Source organism: Embleya sp. NPDC005971 (genome assembly GCF_040629175.1).
Taxonomy (GTDB): domain Bacteria; phylum Actinomycetota; class Actinomycetes; order Streptomycetales; family Streptomycetaceae; genus Embleya.
This window is the reverse complement of sequence record NZ_JBEXUX010000008.1, coordinates 83184-103156: the sequence shown is the minus strand read 5'-3', so window position 1 is coordinate 103156 and position 19973 is coordinate 83184. Positions and strand designations below refer to the sequence as shown.

19 protein-coding genes are annotated in these 19973 nt (G+C 72.7%); 10 read left to right on the top strand and 9 right to left on the bottom strand.

The window, feature by feature from the left end:
• Window positions 1-37: 37 nt before the first annotated feature.
• Together fusA and ABZ374_RS10390 are read right to left on the bottom strand one after the other, a co-directional pair.
• Window positions 38-2158: an elongation factor G gene (fusA, locus tag ABZ374_RS10395; protein WP_360309083.1), complete on the bottom strand. Its 2121-nt coding sequence runs from the start codon at window positions 2156-2158 to the stop codon at window positions 38-40.
• Between the two features lie 939 nt (window positions 2159-3097).
• The gene (locus tag ABZ374_RS10390) at window positions 3098-3331 is read right to left on the bottom strand and encodes a hypothetical protein (protein ID WP_360309081.1); all 234 of its coding nucleotides are present in this window, start codon (window positions 3329-3331) and stop codon (window positions 3098-3100) included.
• 121 nt (window positions 3332-3452) lie between these two features.
• Between ABZ374_RS10390 and ABZ374_RS10385 the strand changes: the two genes are divergently transcribed.
• Together ABZ374_RS10385 and ABZ374_RS10380 are read left to right on the top strand one after the other, a co-directional pair.
• On the top strand, window positions 3453-4364 hold the full coding sequence (locus ABZ374_RS10385) for a winged helix-turn-helix transcriptional regulator (protein WP_360309079.1): 912 nt from the start codon (window positions 3453-3455) through the stop codon (window positions 4362-4364).
• Between the two features lie 285 nt (window positions 4365-4649).
• A complete protein-coding gene (locus ABZ374_RS10380; protein ID WP_360309262.1) occupies window positions 4650-5129 on the top strand; it encodes a hypothetical protein in 480 nt (159 codons plus the stop codon).
• 63 nt (window positions 5130-5192) lie between these two features.
• On the opposite strand, the gene ABZ374_RS10375 is transcribed toward ABZ374_RS10380, so the two are convergent.
• The 3 genes from ABZ374_RS10375 to ABZ374_RS10365 form a co-directional block, all read right to left on the bottom strand.
• A complete protein-coding gene (locus tag ABZ374_RS10375; protein WP_360309077.1) occupies window positions 5193-5996 on the bottom strand; it encodes an IclR family transcriptional regulator in 804 nt (267 codons plus the stop codon).
• 63 nt (window positions 5997-6059) lie between these two features.
• On the bottom strand, window positions 6060-8225 hold the full coding sequence (locus tag ABZ374_RS10370) for a SpoIIE family protein phosphatase (RefSeq protein WP_360309075.1): 2166 nt from the start codon (window positions 8223-8225) through the stop codon (window positions 6060-6062).
• Window positions 8226-8270: 45 nt separating this feature from the next.
• Entirely contained in the window at window positions 8271-10778 is a 2508-nt protein-coding gene (locus ABZ374_RS10365) for a SpoIIE family protein phosphatase (protein ID WP_360309073.1), read from the bottom strand.
• A gap of 404 nt (window positions 10779-11182) precedes the next feature.
• Between ABZ374_RS10365 and ABZ374_RS10360 the strand changes: the two genes are divergently transcribed.
• From ABZ374_RS10360 to ABZ374_RS10345, 4 genes are all read left to right on the top strand, one after another.
• Window positions 11183-11815 (top strand): hypothetical protein, encoded by a 633-nt coding sequence (locus tag ABZ374_RS10360; protein ID WP_360309260.1) that lies wholly within the window; start codon window positions 11183-11185, stop codon window positions 11813-11815.
• Entirely contained in the window at window positions 11802-12476 is a 675-nt protein-coding gene (locus ABZ374_RS10355) for a class F sortase (RefSeq protein ID WP_360309072.1), read from the top strand. Before ABZ374_RS10360 ends, ABZ374_RS10355 begins: the two co-directional genes overlap by 14 nt.
• A gap of 137 nt (window positions 12477-12613) precedes the next feature.
• On the top strand, window positions 12614-12823 hold the full coding sequence (locus tag ABZ374_RS10350; protein WP_360309070.1) for a hypothetical protein: 210 nt from the start codon (window positions 12614-12616) through the stop codon (window positions 12821-12823).
• A gap of 111 nt (window positions 12824-12934) precedes the next feature.
• Complete coding sequence (locus tag ABZ374_RS10345; RefSeq protein WP_360309068.1) at window positions 12935-13399, top strand: hypothetical protein; 465 nt, start codon at window positions 12935-12937, stop codon at window positions 13397-13399.
• Between the two features lie 102 nt (window positions 13400-13501).
• Here ABZ374_RS10345 and ABZ374_RS10340 read toward each other — a convergent pair whose 3' ends face one another.
• Window positions 13502-14239, bottom strand: coding sequence for an NUDIX domain-containing protein (locus tag ABZ374_RS10340; RefSeq protein ID WP_360309066.1), 738 nt, complete (start codon window positions 14237-14239; stop codon window positions 13502-13504).
• A gap of 63 nt (window positions 14240-14302) precedes the next feature.
• Window positions 14303-15088 (bottom strand): DeoR/GlpR family DNA-binding transcription regulator, encoded by a 786-nt coding sequence (locus ABZ374_RS10335; RefSeq protein WP_360309064.1) that lies wholly within the window; start codon window positions 15086-15088, stop codon window positions 14303-14305.
• Between the two features lie 231 nt (window positions 15089-15319).
• Here ABZ374_RS10335 and ABZ374_RS10330 point away from each other — a divergent pair, with 231 nt between their 5' ends.
• From ABZ374_RS10330 to ABZ374_RS10315, 4 genes are all read left to right on the top strand, one after another.
• Complete coding sequence (locus ABZ374_RS10330; RefSeq protein ID WP_360309062.1) at window positions 15320-15925, top strand: TetR/AcrR family transcriptional regulator; 606 nt, start codon at window positions 15320-15322, stop codon at window positions 15923-15925.
• Window positions 15926-16043: 118 nt separating this feature from the next.
• Window positions 16044-16394: a YciI family protein gene (locus tag ABZ374_RS10325; RefSeq protein ID WP_360309060.1), complete on the top strand. Its 351-nt coding sequence runs from the start codon at window positions 16044-16046 to the stop codon at window positions 16392-16394.
• Window positions 16395-16399: 5 nt separating this feature from the next.
• Window positions 16400-17785: a DUF6596 domain-containing protein gene (locus ABZ374_RS10320; RefSeq protein ID WP_360309058.1), complete on the top strand. Its 1386-nt coding sequence runs from the start codon at window positions 16400-16402 to the stop codon at window positions 17783-17785.
• Window positions 17786-17796: 11 nt separating this feature from the next.
• Window positions 17797-18444 (top strand): maleylpyruvate isomerase family mycothiol-dependent enzyme, encoded by a 648-nt coding sequence (locus tag ABZ374_RS10315; protein WP_360309056.1) that lies wholly within the window; start codon window positions 17797-17799, stop codon window positions 18442-18444.
• A 97-nt stretch (window positions 18445-18541) separates the two neighbouring features.
• On the opposite strand, the gene ABZ374_RS10310 is transcribed toward ABZ374_RS10315, so the two are convergent.
• Window positions 18542-19264 carry a hypothetical protein gene (locus ABZ374_RS10310; protein WP_360309054.1) on the bottom strand — a complete coding sequence of 241 codons (723 nt, stop codon included), beginning with the start codon at window positions 19262-19264 and terminating at the stop codon, window positions 18542-18544.
• On the bottom strand, window positions 19242-19868 hold the full coding sequence (locus ABZ374_RS10305; RefSeq protein ID WP_360309052.1) for a TetR/AcrR family transcriptional regulator: 627 nt from the start codon (window positions 19866-19868) through the stop codon (window positions 19242-19244). The genes ABZ374_RS10310 and ABZ374_RS10305 overlap by 23 nt, the downstream gene beginning before the upstream one ends.
• Window positions 19869-19973 lie beyond the last annotated feature (105 nt).

Genomic DNA, 19973 nt, shown 5'->3' with positions numbered 1-19973 from the left:
TCCGCATGACGAGCGGAACCCCGCACCCCGGCGGCGACTACGCGGTGCCCGCCTTGGCCAGGATCGCCGCGGCGACGTTCCCGGGCACTCGGGCGTACGAGTCGAACTTCATCGTGTAGCTCGCCCGCCCCGAGGTCCGCCCGCGCAGGTCGCCCACGTAGCCGAACATCTCGGCCAGCGGCACCAGCGCGGTGACGACCTTGGCGCCGGAGCGCTCGGTCATCGTGGCGACCTGTCCACGCCGGGCGTTGAGGTTGCCGATGACCTCACCGAGGTAGTCCTCGGGCGTGGTGACCTCGACCGCCATCGTCGGTTCGAGCAGCGCCGGCGCCGCCAGCCGCGCGGCCTCCTTGAAGGCCAGCGATCCGGCGATCCGGAAGGCCATCTCGGACGAGTCGACGTCGTGGAAGTCGCCGTCGAGCAGGGTGACCCGAAGGCCGGTGAGCGGATATCCGGCCAGTACACCGAACTCCATCGCGGCTCGGCAGCCCGCGTCCACCGACGGGATGTACTCCTTCGGGATGCGCCCGCCGGTGACCTTGTCGATGAACTCGTAGCCTTCTCCCTCCAGTGGTTCGATGGCGATCCGGACCTTGGCGTACTGGCCCTTGCCGCCGGTCTGCTTGCGATAGGTGTAGTCGTGTGCGGCCACCGACGCGCACACCGTCTCGCGGTAGGCGACCCGGGGCCGGCCGACGTCGGCCACGACGTCGAACTCCAGTCGCATGCGGTCCACCAGCACCTCCAGGTGCAGTTCGCCCATGCCCGAGACGATGGTCTGGCCGGTCTCCCGGTCGGTCTTGACCCGGAAGGACGGGTCCTCCTCGGCCAGGCGCTGGATCGCGACGCCCAGTTTCTCCCGGTCCGCGCGGGAACCGGGCTCGATCGCCACCTCCAGCACCGGTACCGGGAAGTCCATCGATTCCAGGATCACCGGGTGCGCCGGGTCGCACAGCGTCTCGCCGGTGGTGGTCTGCCGCAGCCCCATCACCGCGACGATGTCGCCGGCGCCCACCGACGCGATCTCCTCTCGTTTGTCGGCGTGCATCCGGTAGATCTTGCCGATTCGTTCCTTGCGGCCCTTGACCGGATTCTGCACCTGGTCGCCGGCGGTGAGCCGGCCCGAGTAGACCCGGACGAAGGTCAGCTTGCCCAGGTGCGGATCACTGGCGATCTTGAACGCCAGTGCCGCCAGCGGTTGTTCGTCCGACGGCCGGCGCTCGACATCGGTCCGCGCCGCGTCGACCGCGCGGCCCACGATCGCGGCCACGTCCAGCGGCGACGGCAGGTAGCGCGCGACGGCGTCGAGCAGTGGCTGAACTCCCTTGTTCTTGAAAGCGGTTCCACACAGGACCGGGGTGACGGTGCGACCTTCCTCGGAGCCCGAGGCGATGGTGATCCGGCGGATCGCGGCGTGCAACTGCGCCTCGGTGGGCTCCTCGCCCGCCAGGAACAGTTCCAACATCGCCTCGTCGTGTTCGGCCACGGTCTCCACGAGCCGAGCCCGCCAGGTGAGCGCGGTCGCCAGGTGCGCGGCCGGGATCTCGACGTCGTCGTAGGCGTCGCCGAGCGCACTCTCGGCGGGCCACACCAGGGCGCGCATGCGGACCAGGTCGACCACGCCGCGGAAGTCGGCCTCGGCACCGATCGGCAACTGCACGACCAGGGCCACCGCGCCCAGTCGTTCGCCGATCATCTCGACGCAACGATGGAACTCGGCGCCGGTGCGGTCGAGTTTGTTGACGAAGCAGATCCGGGGCACCCGGTAGCGGTCCGCCTGTCGCCACACGGTCTCGGACTGCGGCTCGACGCCGGCGACCCCGTCGAAGACGGTGACCGCGCCGTCGAGCACCCGCAGGCAACGCTCCACCTCGACGGTGAAGTCGACGTGGCCGGGGGTGTCGATGAGGTTGATCCGGTGACTCACCCCGTCCAGGGCCCAGTCGCAGGTGATCGCGGCGGAGGTGATGGTGATGCCGCGGTCGCGCTCCTGCGGCATCCAGTCCGTCGTGGTGGTGCCGTTGTGGACTTCGCCGATCCGGTGCGAGGCGCCCGTGTAGAACAGGATGCGCTCGGTCGTGGTGGTCTTGCCGGCGTCGATGTGGGCCATGATCCCGATGTTGCGGATGCCGGCGAGGTCGCGGGCGGTTGTGGTCATGACGGAGTCTTCTCTCCTGCTCGATGGGATGGCTGGTGACGAATCCGGGCAGCCGCCATCACTCCGCGACCCGACCGGGCGTGCTGCCTGAACGGCACGGAGGGGCAACGGATTTCATCGGACGGCGGCATGCCGGGGTGCGATGGCCGCCGGGACCGGTGCGCGCGACCGGACACACCCCATCGACCCATGGGCGGACCACACGCGTCGGTCGGCGACACCGACGGTGACGCCGCCGATCGGCGGGCGTGCGGGTGCGCCGGAACCGGCACGGCGCGAGGCGCGGCGCGGTCGGTCGGTCGGTCGAAGGAGGATCAGGGCGCGGGCGCGGGCCGAGCCCGGACGAACCGGGCTCGGCGCGGGGCGGCGGCCTTCGGGTCGACTCGGGGGCGGCTGGTCAACCGCGGGTCGGCGATCGGCGCGACATTTGTCGTCGCACCACTCACCGACGCCGGCTCAGCCGCGAGGCGACCCGGAGCAATCAGGCCAACGGCCCTTCCACGGCTCCCGATTCGTCGACGGATGCCCACTCTGCGGCCGGTCGCCGAACGCGAAGCGCGGCCCACCGATCCGCTCGCAGGTCACATCCATGTCCCCAAGGTAGATCAAGAACTCCCGCACGGTCACCTGCATTTCCCACACACCCGAACACACCCGTCCACCCCACCGACCCGCCCCGCGCCCACGCCGCATCCGCACCCGCGCTCACGCCCGCGCCCGCGCCGCGCCCGCCCCGCGCCCGCCCCGCGCCCACGCCGCGTCCGCGCCCTCGCCGCATCCACACCGCGCCCGCGGCCCCGTGCGCCACGAACGCGACCACGATCAACTGCCACAGCCGCAGTACGTCCAGGGCCCACGCGACCGGTACGGACGCGACCGCGACGGCTCGCAACACGTCCATCTCGGCCTGGGTGCCGCGCAGCGGCAGTCGCTGCACGATCACCCCGCCGGCAGCCCGATCAGGATCCACGCGGTGTACTGCGCGACGGTGATCAGACTGACCTGGAGGCTGCTCGCGTCCAGGCCCTGGAGCGCCACCAGTGGCAGCACGACCGTGGTCACCGCGTTGCCGACGTGGCTGATGGTCGAGGCGGTCCAAGAGCGCCGGAACGCGCCCGCCGAGGATGGGTGCCGGGTTGCTTCGTCACCCGTGCTCGTCGTCGTGTCGCTCATTCGCGTCCCCCGGGATGCCCGGCCCGTCGGGCGGCCCGGTCCGGGTCCGTCGGACCGACAAATGAGTAACCAATAGAAACTCACTATAGTGGGCAGGTCGAACCAGGCAAGGCGAGGGCACATGCGATACACGGATCTGGCGGATGCCGACTGCGCCATCACCCAGGCGCTCGGCATCGTCGGCGACTGGTGGACCCTGCTGCTGATCCGCGATGTCGCTGCGGGCGTGCACCAGTTCGGCGCGCTGCACGAGCAGGTCGGGATCAGTCGCAAGGTGCTGGCCCAACGGCTCAAGGCGCTGGTGGAGCATGGGGTGCTGGAAAAGCGGCTCTACCACCCGCACCCGCCGCGCTACGAGTACCACCTCACCGAATCCGGCCGCGGCCTGCTCCCCGTCCTGGTCGCCCTACAGAACTGGGGCGGGCAACACGTCCTGGGCGACGGCACACTCACCGCCACCGGCGAAGCCGACTCGGCCGAGGCCCGTCAGGCGCACGCCCTGGTCGGCACCCGGTTGCCCGCACTGACGCTGCGCACCGCCGCCGCCGAGCGCGTCGACCCGATCGCGGCCACCGCGTGGACGGTCCTGTACTGCTTCCCCGGCGCCTACGCACCCGGCCTCCAGGGTCACCCACCCGGCTGGGACGAGATCCCCGGCGCGCCCGGCTGCACGCTGGAATCGTGCACCTACCGCGACCGGCTGGGCGAATTCACCGACCGCGGCGCCACCGTGCTCGGCGTGAGCACCCAACGCCCGGACCAATTGGACTCGTTCGCCCGGCACGCGAACATCCCGTTCCCGCTGCTCTCGGACGCCGACCTGGAACTGACCGCGGCACTGCGGCTGCCCACCTTCCGGGCGGCGGGCGTGGATCGGCTCAAGCGGCTGACCCTGCTCCTGGACGACACCCGCACCATCCGCGGTGTGCTCTACCCACTGCCCGACCCGGCCGGCTCGGTGCAGGACGCGCTCACCCTGATCGACACCCGCGAACCCCGGGCAACCGGGCACGGACAACACGTCGATCGTTAGTACGTCGCGCGTCCACCCGCCGAAACCGCCGGTCCCGGTCCCATCCCGCCGGGGGCGCCGAGCGGCGTTTCCCCTACCCGGCGACCACCTCCGACCCGTTACGCGCGACCGACGCGCCGGCCCGCCGGGTTTTGCCCGATGGTGGTCGAGTTCGGTGAAATCGGCGTGTTCGAGGGCGGATGTGGGAAACAATGCGCCCGATGGCGGGTCCGCGACGACGCGGTGTGGGGTGGGCGAATGTGCGCCGGTCGGCCCGCCTCGGCGGCCACGACTGCGGGGGTGGGTGTGGAGGCAGAGCTGATGACATTGGCGGCATCGGGCGCGACCACGATGGTCGGACTGATGGTGTCGGAGTCCTGGGCGCAGGCCCGGACCCGGATCGCCGCCCTGTTCGGCCGTGGCGACCCGGCCCAGGGAGTCCTGATCGAACGCGAACTGGAGTCCTCCCAGCGCGAGTTGTCCGTGGCCCGGGAGGCCGGCGACGACCTGGTGATCGCCGACGTGGAGGCGGAATGGCGCACCCGGTTGCGCCGCCTGCTCCGTACCGATCCGGTTGCCGCCGCCGAACTGCGCGCGCTGCTCGACGAGTTGGCCCCACTCTTACCGGAGGAAGCAATGGGCACGGTGCACAACACGATCAGCGGCGGAACCCAACACGGCCCGGTCGTCCAGGGCCGGGACTTCTCCGGCCTGACCTTCGGCACACCCGGCACCGCGCCACCGCCGACCACCCCGACGCCGGACGACCCCGAACCGCGCCGCTGACCGCCGTCCGCGAGTCACGAGCCACCGTCCGTCCCCGGCCCGCCCGGGCAGTCCGGTGTCGCCCTACAGCCCCATCCGTGCCACCTGCACGGACAGTTCGGCGGCCGAGGACACCACCGCCGCCACGTAGTGCGACACCTGCTCGTCGGGCACCCGATGGGACAACGCGGCGATGCTGACGGCGGCCACCACGTCGCCGTCCTCACGGCGCACCGGAGCGCCGATGCCCAGCACGTCCGGGTCGAGTTCGCCGCGCGCCACCGCGTAACCCCGGGTCCGGATCTCCGCGAGTCGCGCCCGCAGCCGCTCGGGATCGGTCACGGTGGCGTCGGTGAAGCGGGGGAGCGGGTGGGCCAACAGCAGGTCGAGCTCGGCCGCGTCCGCCCAGGCCAGCAGGGTCAGCGCGGCGGCGCCGGCGTTGACCGGCAGCACCTGGCCGCGCTCGTAGGACAGCCGCAACGTGTGTACCGCCTCCTCACGTTCGAGGCAGACCACCGTGTCGCCGGCCCGACGGGTCAACAACACCGGCTGACCGACCGCACGGGCCAGCGTGCGCATCACCGGACGGGCCAGCTCGGACAGGCCGACCCCCTTGCGGGCCAGCCGGGCCAGGTCCAACACCCGGGGCCCGAGCCGGAATCCGGAGCCGCCGTCGTTCTCCTCCAGGAAGCCGTTGGCGGTCAGGCTCTGCAGATAGCGGTACGCGGTCGAGCGGGCGACGCCCAGGTGTTCGGCGACCTGGTTCGCGGACAGCGCGAGGCGGTCGTCGCCGAAGAGCAGGAGGATGTCCAGGGCGCGGTCCGCGGTCGAGTTGCGTCCGCGATATCCCTGGCCGTTTCCGGCTTCCCGAGGAGTGCTACCTGACATGCGGGAAACCTACCAGTTGTCACCGCGCGCTCCCGGCGCGCGTCGGGCGTGGGCGGACCGGGCTCACATCGAGGCCGGCAACAACTGCTCCGCCCAGATCGTCTTGCCGTCGCCCGTGTAGCGGGTGCCCCAGCGCTGGGTGAATTGGGCGACCAGGAACAGCCCGCGCCCACCCTCGTCCGAGGTGCGCGCGTGACGCAGCCGAGGGCTGGTGCTGGTGGCGTCGGAGACCTCGCAGATCAGCGTCGCGTCGCGGATCAGCCGCAACCGGATCGGCCCCGACGCGTAGCGGATCGCGTTGGTGACCAGTTCGCTGACCACCAACTCGGTGGTGAACGCGATGTCGTCCAGCCCCCACTCGGCGAGCTGCCGGCCGGCCAGGGTGCGGGCCTCGGCCACGATCGCCGGGTCGGCGGGCAACTCCCAGGACGCCACCTTCGAGGAGTCCAGGGTGCGGGTGCGGGCGATCAGCAGCGCCACGTCGTCCGGCGGCGGATTGTGCACCAGCGTGTCCAACACCGAGCGGCACAGCTCGTCCAGCGGCCGGTCCGGCTCGGCGAGCGCGGCGCGCAACCGGTCCATCCCGGTGTCCACGTCCCGATCACGCGTCTCGACCAGCCCGTCGGTATAGAGCACCAGCAGGCTGCCCTCGGGCAGTTCGAACTCGGCGGACTCGAACGGCAGGCCGCCCAGGCCCAGCGGCGGCCCGGCGGGCAGATCCAGGAACTCCACCGCGCCGCCGGGGCGGACCAGGGCCGGCGGCGGATGCCCGGCGCGGGCGAACGTGCACAACCGGCTGACCGGGTCGTACACCGCGTACAGGCAACTGGCGCCCAGCGCGGTGGTGTCCACACCGCCCTCGCCGGTGCCCTCCTCGTCGACGAAGCGGATGACCAGGTCGTCGAGATGGGCGAGCAACTCGTCCGGCGGCATGTCCAGGTCGGCCAGCGTGTGCACGGCCGCGCGCAGCCGGCCCATCGTCGCCGCGGCGTGCGTGCCGTGCCCGGCCACGTCGCCGACCACCAGCGCGACCCGGGCGCCGGACAGCGGGATCAGGTCGAACCAGTCGCCGCCGACCCCGGCCCGGTCATCGGCGGGCAGGTAGCGACTGGCCACCTCGACCGCGGTCTGCCGGGGCAACCCGTGCGGCAGCAGGCTGCGTTGCAGGGCCAGTGCGGCGGCGTGCTCGTGGGTGAAGCGGCGCGCGTTGTCGATGCACACCGCGGCGCGCGAGACGAACTCCTCGGCCAGGATCAGGTCGTCGCCCTCGAACGGGTCCGGGGTGTCGCGGCGGAAGAAGTGCGCCACGCCCAGGATCGTGCCGCGAGCCCGGATCGGGACGACCATCATCGAGTGCAGGCCCACCAGGCGGGTCCGGTCGGTGGACACCTTGTCCTGGGCCAGCCAGGGCAGGATCGCCGGGTCCAGGACCGGTTCCAGGACCGCCTTGCCGTCGACCAGGCAGCGGGCGCCGGGGGAGTTGGGGGCGACCGGGGCATGCTCGCCGATCCGGGCGATCGACTCGGCGGGGACACCTGCCACGTTGCTGTCCCGGCCCTCCCGGCCCTCACGTGCCGAGCGCTGCCCGAGTCGGATCAGCTCCGGGTTGTCCCGGCGGACCGGGCCGGGCGCGGGTTCGATCCCGCCGAGCACCGGTTCCAGCAGGTCGACCGCGACGAAGTCGGCCAGATCGGGGACCGCGACGTCGGCGAGTTCCTGCGCGGTGCGGGCGACGTCCAGGGTGGTGCCGATCCGCGCCCCGATGTCGCTCAGCAGCGCGAGCCGCTGCCGGGCCCGCCAGCGGTCGGTCACGTCGATGACGAGGTAGCACACGCCCGCCGGGGTGCCGGAGCTGTCGTCGAGCCGGAAGAACGAGGTGGAGTACGCGTGCACGTGGTCCGGGTCGCTCGCGGTGCGGCCCTGGTATTCGTGGTCGATCAGCGGGACCCCGGTCTCCAACACCTCGCGCATGCGCTTCTCGATGGTCTCGGCCGGCAGCCCGGGCAGCACCTCGCTCAGTCGTCGGCCGATGCGCAGCGCACGCGGGATTCCTCCATTGCGTTCGAGCTGGTCGTTCAGCCACACGCAGCGAAGTTCGCGGTCGACCACCGCCATGCCGACGGGTGCCCGGTTGAGCAGGTGGTCGAGCAGCGCCCGATCCGCGCCCCACGGCACGGCGGACCCGTCGGCCGCGCCGTCGTCGGCCCCGGGGGTGTTGGGTGTGCCCATCGAACCCTCCTGTTCCTCCTCATTCCATGGTCGCGCGTTTGCCGCTCAGTGCAGATCGGCTCCCGCGCCCGGCGTCGACCCGGCCGATCCCGGCGGAGCGGGCCGAGTCCCCGGTCGACGGGTCAGCATCAGGGCCACGTCGTCGGCCCGCTCGGTCAAGCGGCCCGCGTCGCGCAACATCCCGTCCGCCAACTCGGCCAGGCTCGCGTGCGGGGTCCGCGACAACGACGCGCGCATCCGGTCGATGCCCCAGTCCAGGTCGGCGCCGACATCCTCGACCAGGCCGTCGGTGTACAGCGCCAGGACCGAGCCGGGTTCCAGGACCAGTCGGGTCACCGGATACTCGGCGGCCGGGTCGACGCCGAGCAGGGTGCCGCCGGCCACGTCGAGCACCCGGGTGCGTCCGTCCGGGCCGCGCAACAGCGGCGGCGGGTGGCCCGCGCGAGCCGCCTCGACCACCCCGGTGGCCGGGTCCAGCTCGAGGTAGCAACAACTCGCGAACAGGCCCGGGTCCAGGTCGGCGAGCAGCCGGTTGGTGCACCGCACCACCTCGTCCGGCCGCTGCCCCCCGGTGGCGAACGCCCGGACGGCGCTCCGGAGTTGGCCCATGGTGCCGGCGGCGGCCACGCTGTGCCCCTCGACGTCGCCGATCACCAGGCCGACGCCGTGCCCGGTGTCGATCACGTCGTACCAGTCGCCGCCGATCTCCATGCCCTGGGTGCCGGGCAGGTAGCGGGCCACCACCTCCAGGTCGGGCAGGTTCGGCAGCCGGTGCGGGAGCAGGGCGTGTTGCAGGCCGCGGGCGAGGGTGAATTCCGCGTCGTAGAGCCGGGCCCGTTCCAGCGCCTGGGCGATCAGGCCGCTCAGCGCGGTCAGTACCGAGCGCTCCTCGGGGGTGAACGCGTGGTGCCGGTCGAAGCCGAGGATGCAACTGCCCACCGGTCGGTCCGAGGCGATCAGCGGCAGGAACGCCCACGCGGACATCTCGTCGAGCGGGATGCCCGGATACGCGCCGGCCAGTTCCTCGGGCGATTCGAAGAAGATCGGTACGCCGCGGGTGAGCGCCTCGACGCCGGGCAGCGAGGCGTCCAGCGGGGCACCCTCGAACCGGTCCAGGAATCCCTCGGGGTAGCCGGTCTGCAGGGCGAGGAAGAAGCGTTCGTCCCGGACGATGTAGATCGCCAGCTCCCGGCCGCCGAACGCGGGCAGGATCTGGTCGGCGACGACCTTGCACACCTCGCCGACCGAGACCGCCTCGGTGAGCGCCCCGGCCATCTGGAGCACGTGGTAGATCGCGCCGAGCCGGGGCGGCTCGGCCTCGATACGGTCGGCGCCGGCCGCCTCGGCCCGATCGTCGGCGCCGGGCGGCGCGCCCACCGGGACCACCTTGCCGGTCAGCCCGTACGGGTCGGGGTAGAGCGAGAAGGCCAGCCAGCGATCGCGTGGGGTGCGGGCCAGGAAGGAGCCGGGCTGCTGGGAGAGCATCGCCGCCCGGTAGCGGTCCTCGTAGGACGGGTCGGCCAGCCAGGGCAGGGCTTCCCAGGGGGTCCGGCCCAGCACGTCCTCCGGCCGCACGCCCAGCAGGTCCCCCAGATGGCGGCTGGCATAGGTGATCCGGCCGCCCGGGTCGAGCGCGAAGACGCCGTCGCGCAGTCGCTCCACCGCCTCCGCCGCGGCGGCCCCCGCGCCCAGGTCGAGCACCGCGCCCACCAGGTGCCGAGACTCGCCGGCGGCCTCCTGGTCGGGAACACGGCCCCACACCTCCAACGGCCGGCCCGCGCCGTCGGAGCCCGCCACCTGGAAGCGCCAGGCGAGCACCCGGCCGGTGGCCACGGCCTGCCGCGCGGCGTCGCGGAACTCGTGCCCACCGCCGGAGATCACCCGATCGGCCAGGGTCGTCGCGCGCTTGTCGAAGGTGGCCGGGTCGACGCCGAACAGCTCGCACAACTCCCGGTCCGCGTCGAAGGCGCCGGTGGCCACGTTCCAGTCGAACAGGCCCACCCGGACCAGCGGGAACGCGTTCGCGGGCAACAGGGTCACGGTGGGCGGGCCGTCGTAGTCGACGGCCGCGCCGCGGGCGATCCGTGCGCCGAGCGCGTTCCCCAGTCGTCGGCTCGCCGCACCCAGACTGCGCCGCCGCGAGGCGGGCAGGCCGCGTCCGGGGGAGGCGGGCCACATCACGCAGACCACACCGAACGTCTCGGTCCCGGCGCACACCGGCGCCGAGGCGGACGCGTAGGCGTAGGGCATGCCCAGGGCGAGCTGCGGGAAGCGCCGCATGGTGTCGCCGTCGTCGGCGAGGAAGACGGTGCGGCCGGTGCGATACGCCTCCGGGGCGGGCAATGCGCCGGTTACCGGGACTCGGCTCCACGGCGCGAGCAGGGAAAGCGCCAGTCCGGCGACCTTGGTCAGCACCAGGGAGCGCCGATCGGGTGAACGCAGATAGACCACGCCGGCGTAGGCGCCGGTGCCGCGTACCGCGCTGTCCAGGCAGGCGGAGCAGTCGGCCAGGAGTGTGTCGCGCTCCCGGTCGAGGTGGGCCTCGTCCGGCACCGAGTGAGGGGGTCCGGGTCCTGGCCCGGCCTCGGGCGTCCCACCGGTCATGGGCGCCGCCCGGGTCCGGACGACGGGCGTCTTCGTACCGCGCGGTGCGCCGGACGCTCCGCTGCTTGCGCGCACATATGTCACGGATTACGCCTGCCGGGATCCGATGTCAAACCGGCTGATTATGCGTGTATCAGGCATTTTGTCGTGACGGCCGGGCACACCGTCGCCGGGTGTGCCCACCATGCCTGCGCCGGGCCTGGCGGGCTGCGACATACGGGTGAAACCGGGGTGGCGCGGTGTGTGTCGCCGCAGTGTCGACGGCCGTGGCAGGCACCGTCGAAATGTCCCATCTTCAGGCGATGCAACCTGATCCGACCGCGTGTCCCGTCCTCTTCGTGGAGCCCATCGTGATGCCATCCCCGTGCCACCGTCCGTCCACCCGCGCCCGGCGGCCGATCGTCGCGGCGGTCGCGCTGGGTGTCGCCACGATCGCCGGCACCGGCCTGGCGCACGCGCTGCCGATGGCCCCGGGGGACAACGGCGACGTGAAGGTGCACCAGAGCACCACCTCGCCGACGGATCAGAGCAACGAGCCCAAGGTGTGCCTGTTCAACCTGGCGGCCTTCAACTTCGACACGCTCCAGTCGGTCACCTACACGATCGTCGCGCAGCCGGCGAACACCGAAGGCACCCTGCTGGGCGGCACCATCACCCTCGTGGACGGGAACGGTCACACGCCGAACCTGTCGTTGCCCAACGGGCAGTACAAGCTGGTATGGACCTTCGAGGGCGAGCACGGGGCCGGCAAGCAGAAGGTGTTCAAGGTCGACTGCCCCGCCGGCACCACCACAACCGGCGGTACTACCACCGGCAGCACCGGCGGCCGGCCGATGGGCAGTGTCAACGCCGGTGGCGGCGGCGGGGATTCGCACTTCGACGCGGGTGAGGTGACGGCCGGCGTGCTGGTCGCGGGCGCGGCGCTCGGTGGCTTCGGCCTCTACCTCGCGCGTCGTCGCCGTGCCACGGGCGATGGGTCGAACTGAGCCCGCGCCGGCGCAGCGCACGCGGCGCTCCGGCCCGGTCGCGGCCGGGGCGACCGCGTTGGCCGTCGCCGTCGGACTGTGGCTGGTCCAGCACGGTTCCGGGGACGGCACGGTCGAGCGGCCGCCGGCTCCGGACGCGGCTCGGGCGTCGGCCCACGCCCGGGTCCCCAACGACGCGGCGCACCGGGTGGACGCCGCGCCGCTGAAGGCGTCCACGCCCACCCGGATCAGGATCCCGGCGATCGGCGTCAACGCGCCGATGAGCGCGCTGGGCACCGGTCCGGACCATCGGCTGGCCACCCCGCCGGTGGGCAACAAGAACCTGGTCGGCTGGTACCGCGGCGGCGTCGACCCCGGCGCCCGGGGAAACGCGATCACCGTCGGCCACGCGGACACCCGCTCGGGCCCGGCCGTGTTCTTCAAGCTGGGCCTGCTCCGGGTGGGCGACCGGATCGAGGTGCAGCGGCGGGACCGTCGCACGGCGGTCTTCACGGTCGACGCGCTCCGGTCCTACGCCAAGGACGCCTTTCCCGACGACGTGGTCTACGGGTCGACCGAGGCCGCCGAGTTGCGGGTGATCACCTGTGGTGGTCGATACGACAAGCACACCGGATACGCCGCGAATGTTGTGGTCTTCGCGCATCTGACGGGCAGCCGGTAGGGCTGCTCGACCCGTCCGCGATCAACGACCCGCACCCGCCGTCGCGCGGGGCGGGATCGGCGCGGGGGTACACCCGGTGGTCCCGGATCCGGTTCGCACCGGATCCGGGCCGCCCGGGGGCGATCTTCGACACCCTGGTGCGGGCCGTCGCGCGCTGCGTGGCCTGCGGCCGGTTCGCGCCGACGGATCCGGACGACGCGGCCACCCACCTGAGTGCGCTGGTGCACGGGCCGGCCTGTCTCGAACTGCGCGGCGCGCCGGGCGAGGGGGAGCGGGCCGACCACCGGTGGCGGGTCGCGCCGGAGGCGGCCTGCCGGGGGCATCGCGCGGCACCCGTGTCGGGCTGACTCCGGGCCGGGCGGGGCCGGTTCGGGGCGACGCGGAAATCCGGTCGCCGTTGTCGGTGCGCTTGCCTACGCTCATGCCATACCACGCGACGACACCCCGGGGGAACCCTCATGAGCATGCCGAACTACACCCAGGACCCGCTGGTTCGCCTCGACCGCCACCGGATCGAGTTCATCACCTACCCCGGCGACCACGCCGCGCTCGGCTTCGTCGCCACGCGGGCGACCTGCTCGTGCGGCACCTGGGCCTCGAACCGGCCCTGGGAACGCGGCGATCACCTGCGCGCCTTCGCCCGGCACATGGGCGACGTCCAGGTCATCGCGCACACCGTGCCGGGCGCCTATGCGCAACTCGCGGTGGTCCCGCTGCGCTGCGTCGACGCCGAGCACGCCGCGGCCGTGGTCCGCGACTGGCCCGAGCCGCAGGACGCCGAGCACGGGCTGTTCCGGCGCGAGGAGACCGTGTTCATCGCCTACCGGGACGGCGAGTTTCCGTGCTCCGTCGCGGTCTGGGCGCACCTTCGAGGTCACGTGAGCGACGTATACGCCGGGCGTCTGCTGCGGGACGTGGCCTGATCGCCACCGTCGCCGTGCCCGGCGCGTTCATCGAGTCCCGCGGCTGCCGGGGCGCGTCCGCCCGCGCCCGGCCCGACGCGCCGCCGGGTCGGTGGATGCGGGTCAACCGCGGGCTCGCGGCGTTCGGTCGTGGCTGTCGTCGGCCGGCCGGAACGGGCCGTCCAAGGCCGCCCATTGCAGCAACATGATGGTCTTCGCGTCGGCGATGGAGCCGTCCCGGATCATCGCGAGCGCCTCGGTGAAGGGCAACTCCAGGGTGCTGATGTCCTCGCCCTCGGCGGCGATGCCACCACCCTCGCCGGTGGCGCTCCACGGGCCGTAGGGGGCGGCGTAGAAGTGCAGTCGCTCGGTGACCGAGCCGGGGCTCATGTAGACGTCGAAGACATGTTCGGGACAGCCGACCCGGTGCCCGGTCTCCTCGGCGGCCTCCCGCCGGATCGCCTCCTCGGGGCTGTCGCCGTCCAGCAGTCCGGCGGCCGTTTCCACGAGCATTCCGTCGGGGTGGCCGTTGACGTAGGCGGGCAGGCGGAACTGGCGGGTGAGCAACACCGTTCGGCGCTCGGTGTCGTAGAGCAGGATGGTGGCCCCGTCGCCCCGGTCGTAGTTCTCCCGCTGCTCGCGACTCCAATGCCCGTCGGCGTGCCGGTAGTCGAAGGTGGTCTTGCGCAGCACGTACCAGTCGCAGGACAACACCTCGACGTCGCGGATGCGCACCCCGGGGTTGCCGGTCAGGTCGCGGCCGAGGCGATCCAGGCCGATGCGGCCGCGGCGGTCGGGGAGGTCGATGCCCTCGGTCGTCGGGCGGCCGGTCGTCGGGCGGCCGGGGGGTGTGGTCGTCACGGTGGTTTGGCTCCTCGGATCGGGCGGCCGGGCGGTTCGGCGTCGGAGGGTGGGTCGGACCGGTCAGCCCAGGACGGTGCGCACACCGGCCTTGCGCAGGGCCGCCAACGTGTGCGGCCCGTTCGGATGGGTCGCGGCGTCGGCGGCGGCGTGGTCGGTGACGAAAGCGTCCACCGCGTCGAGCGCGGCGACTCGGCCGAAGGCGCGAACGCCCAGCTTGGTGGCGTCCGCGACCACGATCGTGCGGGTGCTGCGGGCGAGCCCGACCTGCTTGACGGCCGCGTCGTCCAGATCGAATTCCGACCAGCCGTGCTCGGCGTGCACGCCGCCGATGGACATCACGAAACAGTCGAAGGCCAGCGACTCCAGGGTGCGCAGGGCCAGCGGGCCGACCAGCGAGTGCTCGCCGGGACGCGAGCGTCCGCCGACGACGAGCAATTCGATCCGGGGTCGGTCGGCGAGCCGTGCCGCGGCCTGGAGGCTGAGCACCGCGACGGTCAGCGGCGCGCGGGCGGCCAGGTGGTCCGCGACGTGCACGGTGGTGGTGCCCGCGTCCAGCAGCACCCTTGAGCCCGGTTCGACCAGGCCCGCCACGGCCGCGCCGAGTCGGTCCTTGGTCGCCGCCTGCCACGGTTCGCGCGCGGCGAACCCGGCGCCGTCCTCGCGGGCGCGGGCGGGGATCGCGGCGCCGTGCACCCGGCGGACCAGGCCCTGGCGCTCCAGCGTGTCCAGGTCCCGGCGCACGGTCATCTCCGAGACGCCGAGGCGTCGGGCGAGTTCGGCGACCGGAATGCGCTCGGAGCCCTGCACGAGGCGCAGGGTCAGGTCCAGGCGGGCGGCGACATCCATGGGGCATTTCTAACACGTGAATGTGCGATTGAACATCCATGTGTTCGTTTCGGATGGTTGCGGCCCGATCAACGAGACGCCGCGATGTGGTGGGTCGCCCGGTTGGTGAAGGTGCCGGCGGGGCGGTCCGCGCTGCGGCCTGCCGCGCCGGTGGCGAGGGAGCGAGTCGGTCGACCGACATAGAAGGACGGCGGCAACCCCGGGCGGCTGCTGTCTATATTTGTTAGTGAGATGACTGACTCAGTGCAGAGGAAGAGCCGGCGCGGGGCCGATGCCGGGCCCGGCAAGCGCGAACGGCTGGTGACGGCGACCACGCGCGTGCTGCACCGGCAGGGGGTCGAGCGGACCACCCTGGCGGACATCGCGACCGAGGCCGACGTACCGGTGGGCAACGTCTACTACTACTTCCGGACCAAGGACCGACTCGTCGAGGCCGCCATCGACGACCACGAGCGGCAACTCCGCGAGCTGATCGCGGTGTTGGACGAACTGCCGACCCCGGGCGAGCGCCTGCGGGCGCTGGTGGGCGGTTGGGTGGAGCAGCGCGACCTCGCGGTGCGGTACGGCTGCCCGTTCGGCACGCTGGTGTCCGAGCTCGACAAGCGCGAGGACGACCTGGACCGGCACGCCGCCGAGGTGATGCGCCGGCTCCTGACCTGGGTCGAGGAACAGTTTTGCGCGATGGGCCACGACGCGGACGCGCGCGACCTCGCGCTCTCCCTGATCGGGGCCTATCAGGGCATGTCCCTGCTCACCAACACGCTCCGCGATCCGGACGTGATGGTCGGCCAGGGCCGGCGCCTCACCGCGTGGATCGACTCGTTGGCCGGAGGCTGATGCCGGCCGGCGAAAAAAGTTTCGGCGGGCTGTCGATTCGGCCGCTGCTCGTTCGTCGTCCTGATGTACGGCAACCCGCCGGACGAAGGAAACGACAGAACAGAGCAGGAGCCGGACCATGAAGTACATGTTGTTGATCCACAGCGGCACGATCGACGCGGACGGCGGCGCCGCCGAGTGCACCGTCGAGGACTGGGTGGCGTACGACAAGGAGGTCAAGGACGCCGGGATCTTCGTGTCCGGCGAGTCGCTCGCCGACATGGTCACCGCGACCACCGTCCGGGTCGATCCCACCGGGGATCGCACCGTGACGGACGGGCCGTTCGCCGAGACCCGCGAGGTGCTCGGCGGCTTCTACGTGATCGACGTGCCGGACCTGGACGTCGCGCTCGACTGGGCCGCGCGCTGTCCCGGCGCCCGGGGCAGCGGCGCGATCGTGGTGCGGCCGATCGCCGACTTCGCGGGCTGACCGGCATGGACGAGCGAGCCGCCGGTGCCGAGCCGCTCCCGGTCGCGGCCGGGGAGGGATCCGCCGACCGGGTCCGGGACGCGTCGGTGGACGCGTCCGTCGAGTCGGTGTTCCGGGAGGAACGGGGCCGGTTGCTCGCCTCCCTCGCGCGCCGCTTCGGCGATCTCGACCTGGCCGAGGAGGTCGCCTCCGAGGCGATCGAGGCGGCGCTGCTGCACTGGCCCGTCGACGGCGTGCCGGACCGGCCGGGCGCTTGGCTGTTGACCACGGCGCGCCGTCGGGCGGTCGACCGGTTGCGCCGGGACCGCACCTACGCCGCCCGGCTGGCCGTATTGCAGGTGGAGGCGGATCGGGCCGATCCGGCGCCGCCGGCCGACGCCGGCGACGATCTGCCCGACGAGCGGCTGCAACTGTTCTTCACGTGCGCCCATCCCGCGCTGCCCGCCGAGGACCGCGGCGCGCTGATGTTGCGCTGCCTCGCCGGGCTCGGCACCCCCGAGGTCGCCCGGGCGTACCTGGTGCCGACCGCGACGATGGCCCAGCGGATCGTCCGGGCGAAGAAGAAGATCCGCGAGGCGCGGATCCCGTTCCGGGTGCCCGGCGCGGACGAGTTGCCCGCGCGGCTGCCCGGGGTGCTCCAGGTGATCTATTCGATCTTCACCGAGGGCTACGCGGCCAGCTCCGGACCGCGGTTGCAGCGGCTCGACCTCGCCGAGGAGGCGATCCGGCTGGCCCGGATCCTGCGCCGGTTGTTGCCCGCCGAACGTGAACTCGCCGGGCTGCTCGCGTTGATGTTGTCGATCCACGCGCGGCGCGCGGCACGGACCGATCCCGACGGCGCGATCGTGCTGCTCGACGATCAGGACCGGGGCCGGTGGGACCGGGCGATGATCGAGGAGGGGCGCGCTCTGGTGGTCGCCGCGCTGACCGGCGGCCCACCGGGGCGGTACGGGGTGCAGGCCGCGATCGCCGCGCTGCACGACGAGGCCGCGAACGTCGCGACCACCGACTGGCCGCAGGTGGTGGCGCTGTACGACGTCCTGCTCGTGCTGACCCCGTCGCCGATCGTCGCGCTCAACCGGGCCGCGGCGGTGGCGATGCGGGACGGCCCGGAGGCGGGGCTGGCGCTGCTGGACGAACTGGCGGACGAGCCCAGGCTGCGCGGTTACCACCCCTTCCCGACCGCCCGGGCGGATCTGTTGGAGCGGCTCGGTCGGCGCGCCGAGGCGGCGGCGGCCTACCGCGAGGCGCTGGACCTGGCCGGGACCGAACCCGAACGGGCACATCTGCGACGCAGGTTGCGCGCGATCGGGGCGCCGGAAGCGGCTCTGGACCCGACCGACGAAGCGGGACGGCCGACGGCCGACCCGAGTACACCATCCGGGACTTGAGGAGAACCGACATGGACCGCGACCGGATCCTGGCGTGGGTACGAGCGGAACGACTGAGCCTCGCCGATCTGTTCGACGACCTCGACGAGCGGGAGTGGGCGACCCCCTCGCTCTGCGAGGCATGGACGATGCACGAATTGGCCGCGCATGTGACCACGTCGACGCGCACCACGTTGGCGGGCATGATCAAAGGTGCGATCCGGGCCCGGGGCGACTTCGAACGGTGGGGCGCCGACGAGGCTCGGGAACTGGCCGCCCGGTACACCCCGGCGGAACTCGTCGCGCAGATCCGGGAGACCGCGGGGTCGGCCCGCCGTGCGCCGCTGGCCGCGCCGTTGGACCCGCTTGTCGACGCGCTCGTGCACGGGCAGGACGTTGCGAGACCGCTCGGCCGCGAGCGGGCGATGCCCATCGAGCCGGCGCTCGCCGCCCTCGAACACGTGCTGCGCAGCCCGTTCTACGGCGCCCGCAAGCGTTTTCGGGGGATTCGGCTGGTGGCCACCGATGCGCGGTGGTCGGCGGGCCCGGGGCCGGACGAGGTCCGCGGTCCCACCGGCGACCTGCTCCTCCTGGCCACCGGCCGGCCGGCGGGCCTCGCCGCGTTGTCCGGGTCGGGCCGGGAGCGGGTCGCGGCGACGCTGCCGGGAGCGGCGCGGTAGGGGGTGGCCGTCGGGGGATCCGGCGGGTGGGGCCACTCGTCGGCGGCGCCGGGGAATCGGTGCTCGACGCGGTGGCCGGGGCGAGGCGGGTCGACGGCTACGACTCGGCGGGGTCGCGCGGGCCGGGTCGGGGCGGGCGGTATTGCTGGGCTCCCTTGCGGTCGCGGACGGCGACGCCCAGCCGGCGCAGCCCGTCCAGCGCGTCCTCGGCCGCGCCTGCCCGCTTGTCGCTCAGGGCCCGCTTGCGTGCACGCAGCAGGGTGTGGGCGGCCTCGTCCAGATCGGTGGTGCCGTCGATCCAGACGGAGAACTCCGCCTCGCGCGGGTCGGTACTGCCGCGCCACGGGTAGTCGAAGCGGGCGAAGGCGTCCCGCAGGTGCCCGGTGGGCAGGTCGCTCGCGCGGACCCGGGCCAGTTCGCTCTCGTTCGGGTCGAGGGCGACCAGGTCCCGGCCGTCGGTGAAGATCGTGGCGATCCGGTCCCGGGGTATGTGCAGCCCCGAGCCGTCCCGGTGGATCGCCAGGTGGTCCGCGGCCACGGTCAGGACCGGGCTCTCCTGGCGAGCGGCCACGGCCGCCCAGGCGCCGAGGCCCGCGCCGAGCACGGTGCCGATCGGTACGGCCCAGCGGGTCGGCAGTTTCGCGGCCAGTCGCAGCGGGCCGGGCGCGGAGCCGACCAGGTCGATCAACCAGTCCACGAACGGTGCGACCGCGAACCCGGCGCCGAGGCCGAGCAGCGTGGCGCCGACCCCGATCAGCCAGAGCCACACCGACGGCATCCGGACCGTGACCGTCCGGTCATCGGCCGTTGTGTTGCCCATGGGGTTCCCCTGTCTCGTTCGGCGCGGGTGCCAGGTAGCGCGCGACGGTACGGCGCAGTGCGGGTGTGGCGTCCCGATCGGGTGCGGCGCCCAGGTATACGGCGTCGACCACGGTCTGGATCCAGCCGGCCGCCTCGTTCGGGTCCAATGCCGGGTCGATCGTCCCGTCGGCGATGCCTCGGGCGATCAAGCCGGCCAGGCCGTCCCGGAGCACCGCCTCGGTCCGGGTGACCACGTCGACCAGCTCGGGATCCCGACCGACCTGGCGCAGCAGCTCCACGAGCAGGCCGGCCGCGCTCGGGTCGCGGGCGTCGGCGGCCAGCTCGGTGACGAGTTCGACGATCGCCTCGGTCGGGTGCTCGGCGCCGGCGAATCGGGCGACGCGTTCGTGGGACAGCGGCAGGTCCCGTTCGAACACGGCGCGGAACACGGCCCGCTTGTCCGGGAAGTAGTAGAAGACGCTCGCCGCGCTGAGCCCGGCGGCCCGGGCGATGTCCGCGACGGTCGTCGGCTCGAACCCCTGCTCCGCGAAGAGGCCGGCGGCGGCGAGCGTGATCGCTTCGCGCCGCTGGGCGGTGCGGTCGGGATCGACGGTGCGGGGCACTGCGGGCGGCCTCTCGATTCGATGACTGATCGGTCAATCGAAGAATAGCAGCCGGGTTCCGGCGGGGCGGGCGAACCGGGCGGTTCGGGCGGGCCATCGCGTCAT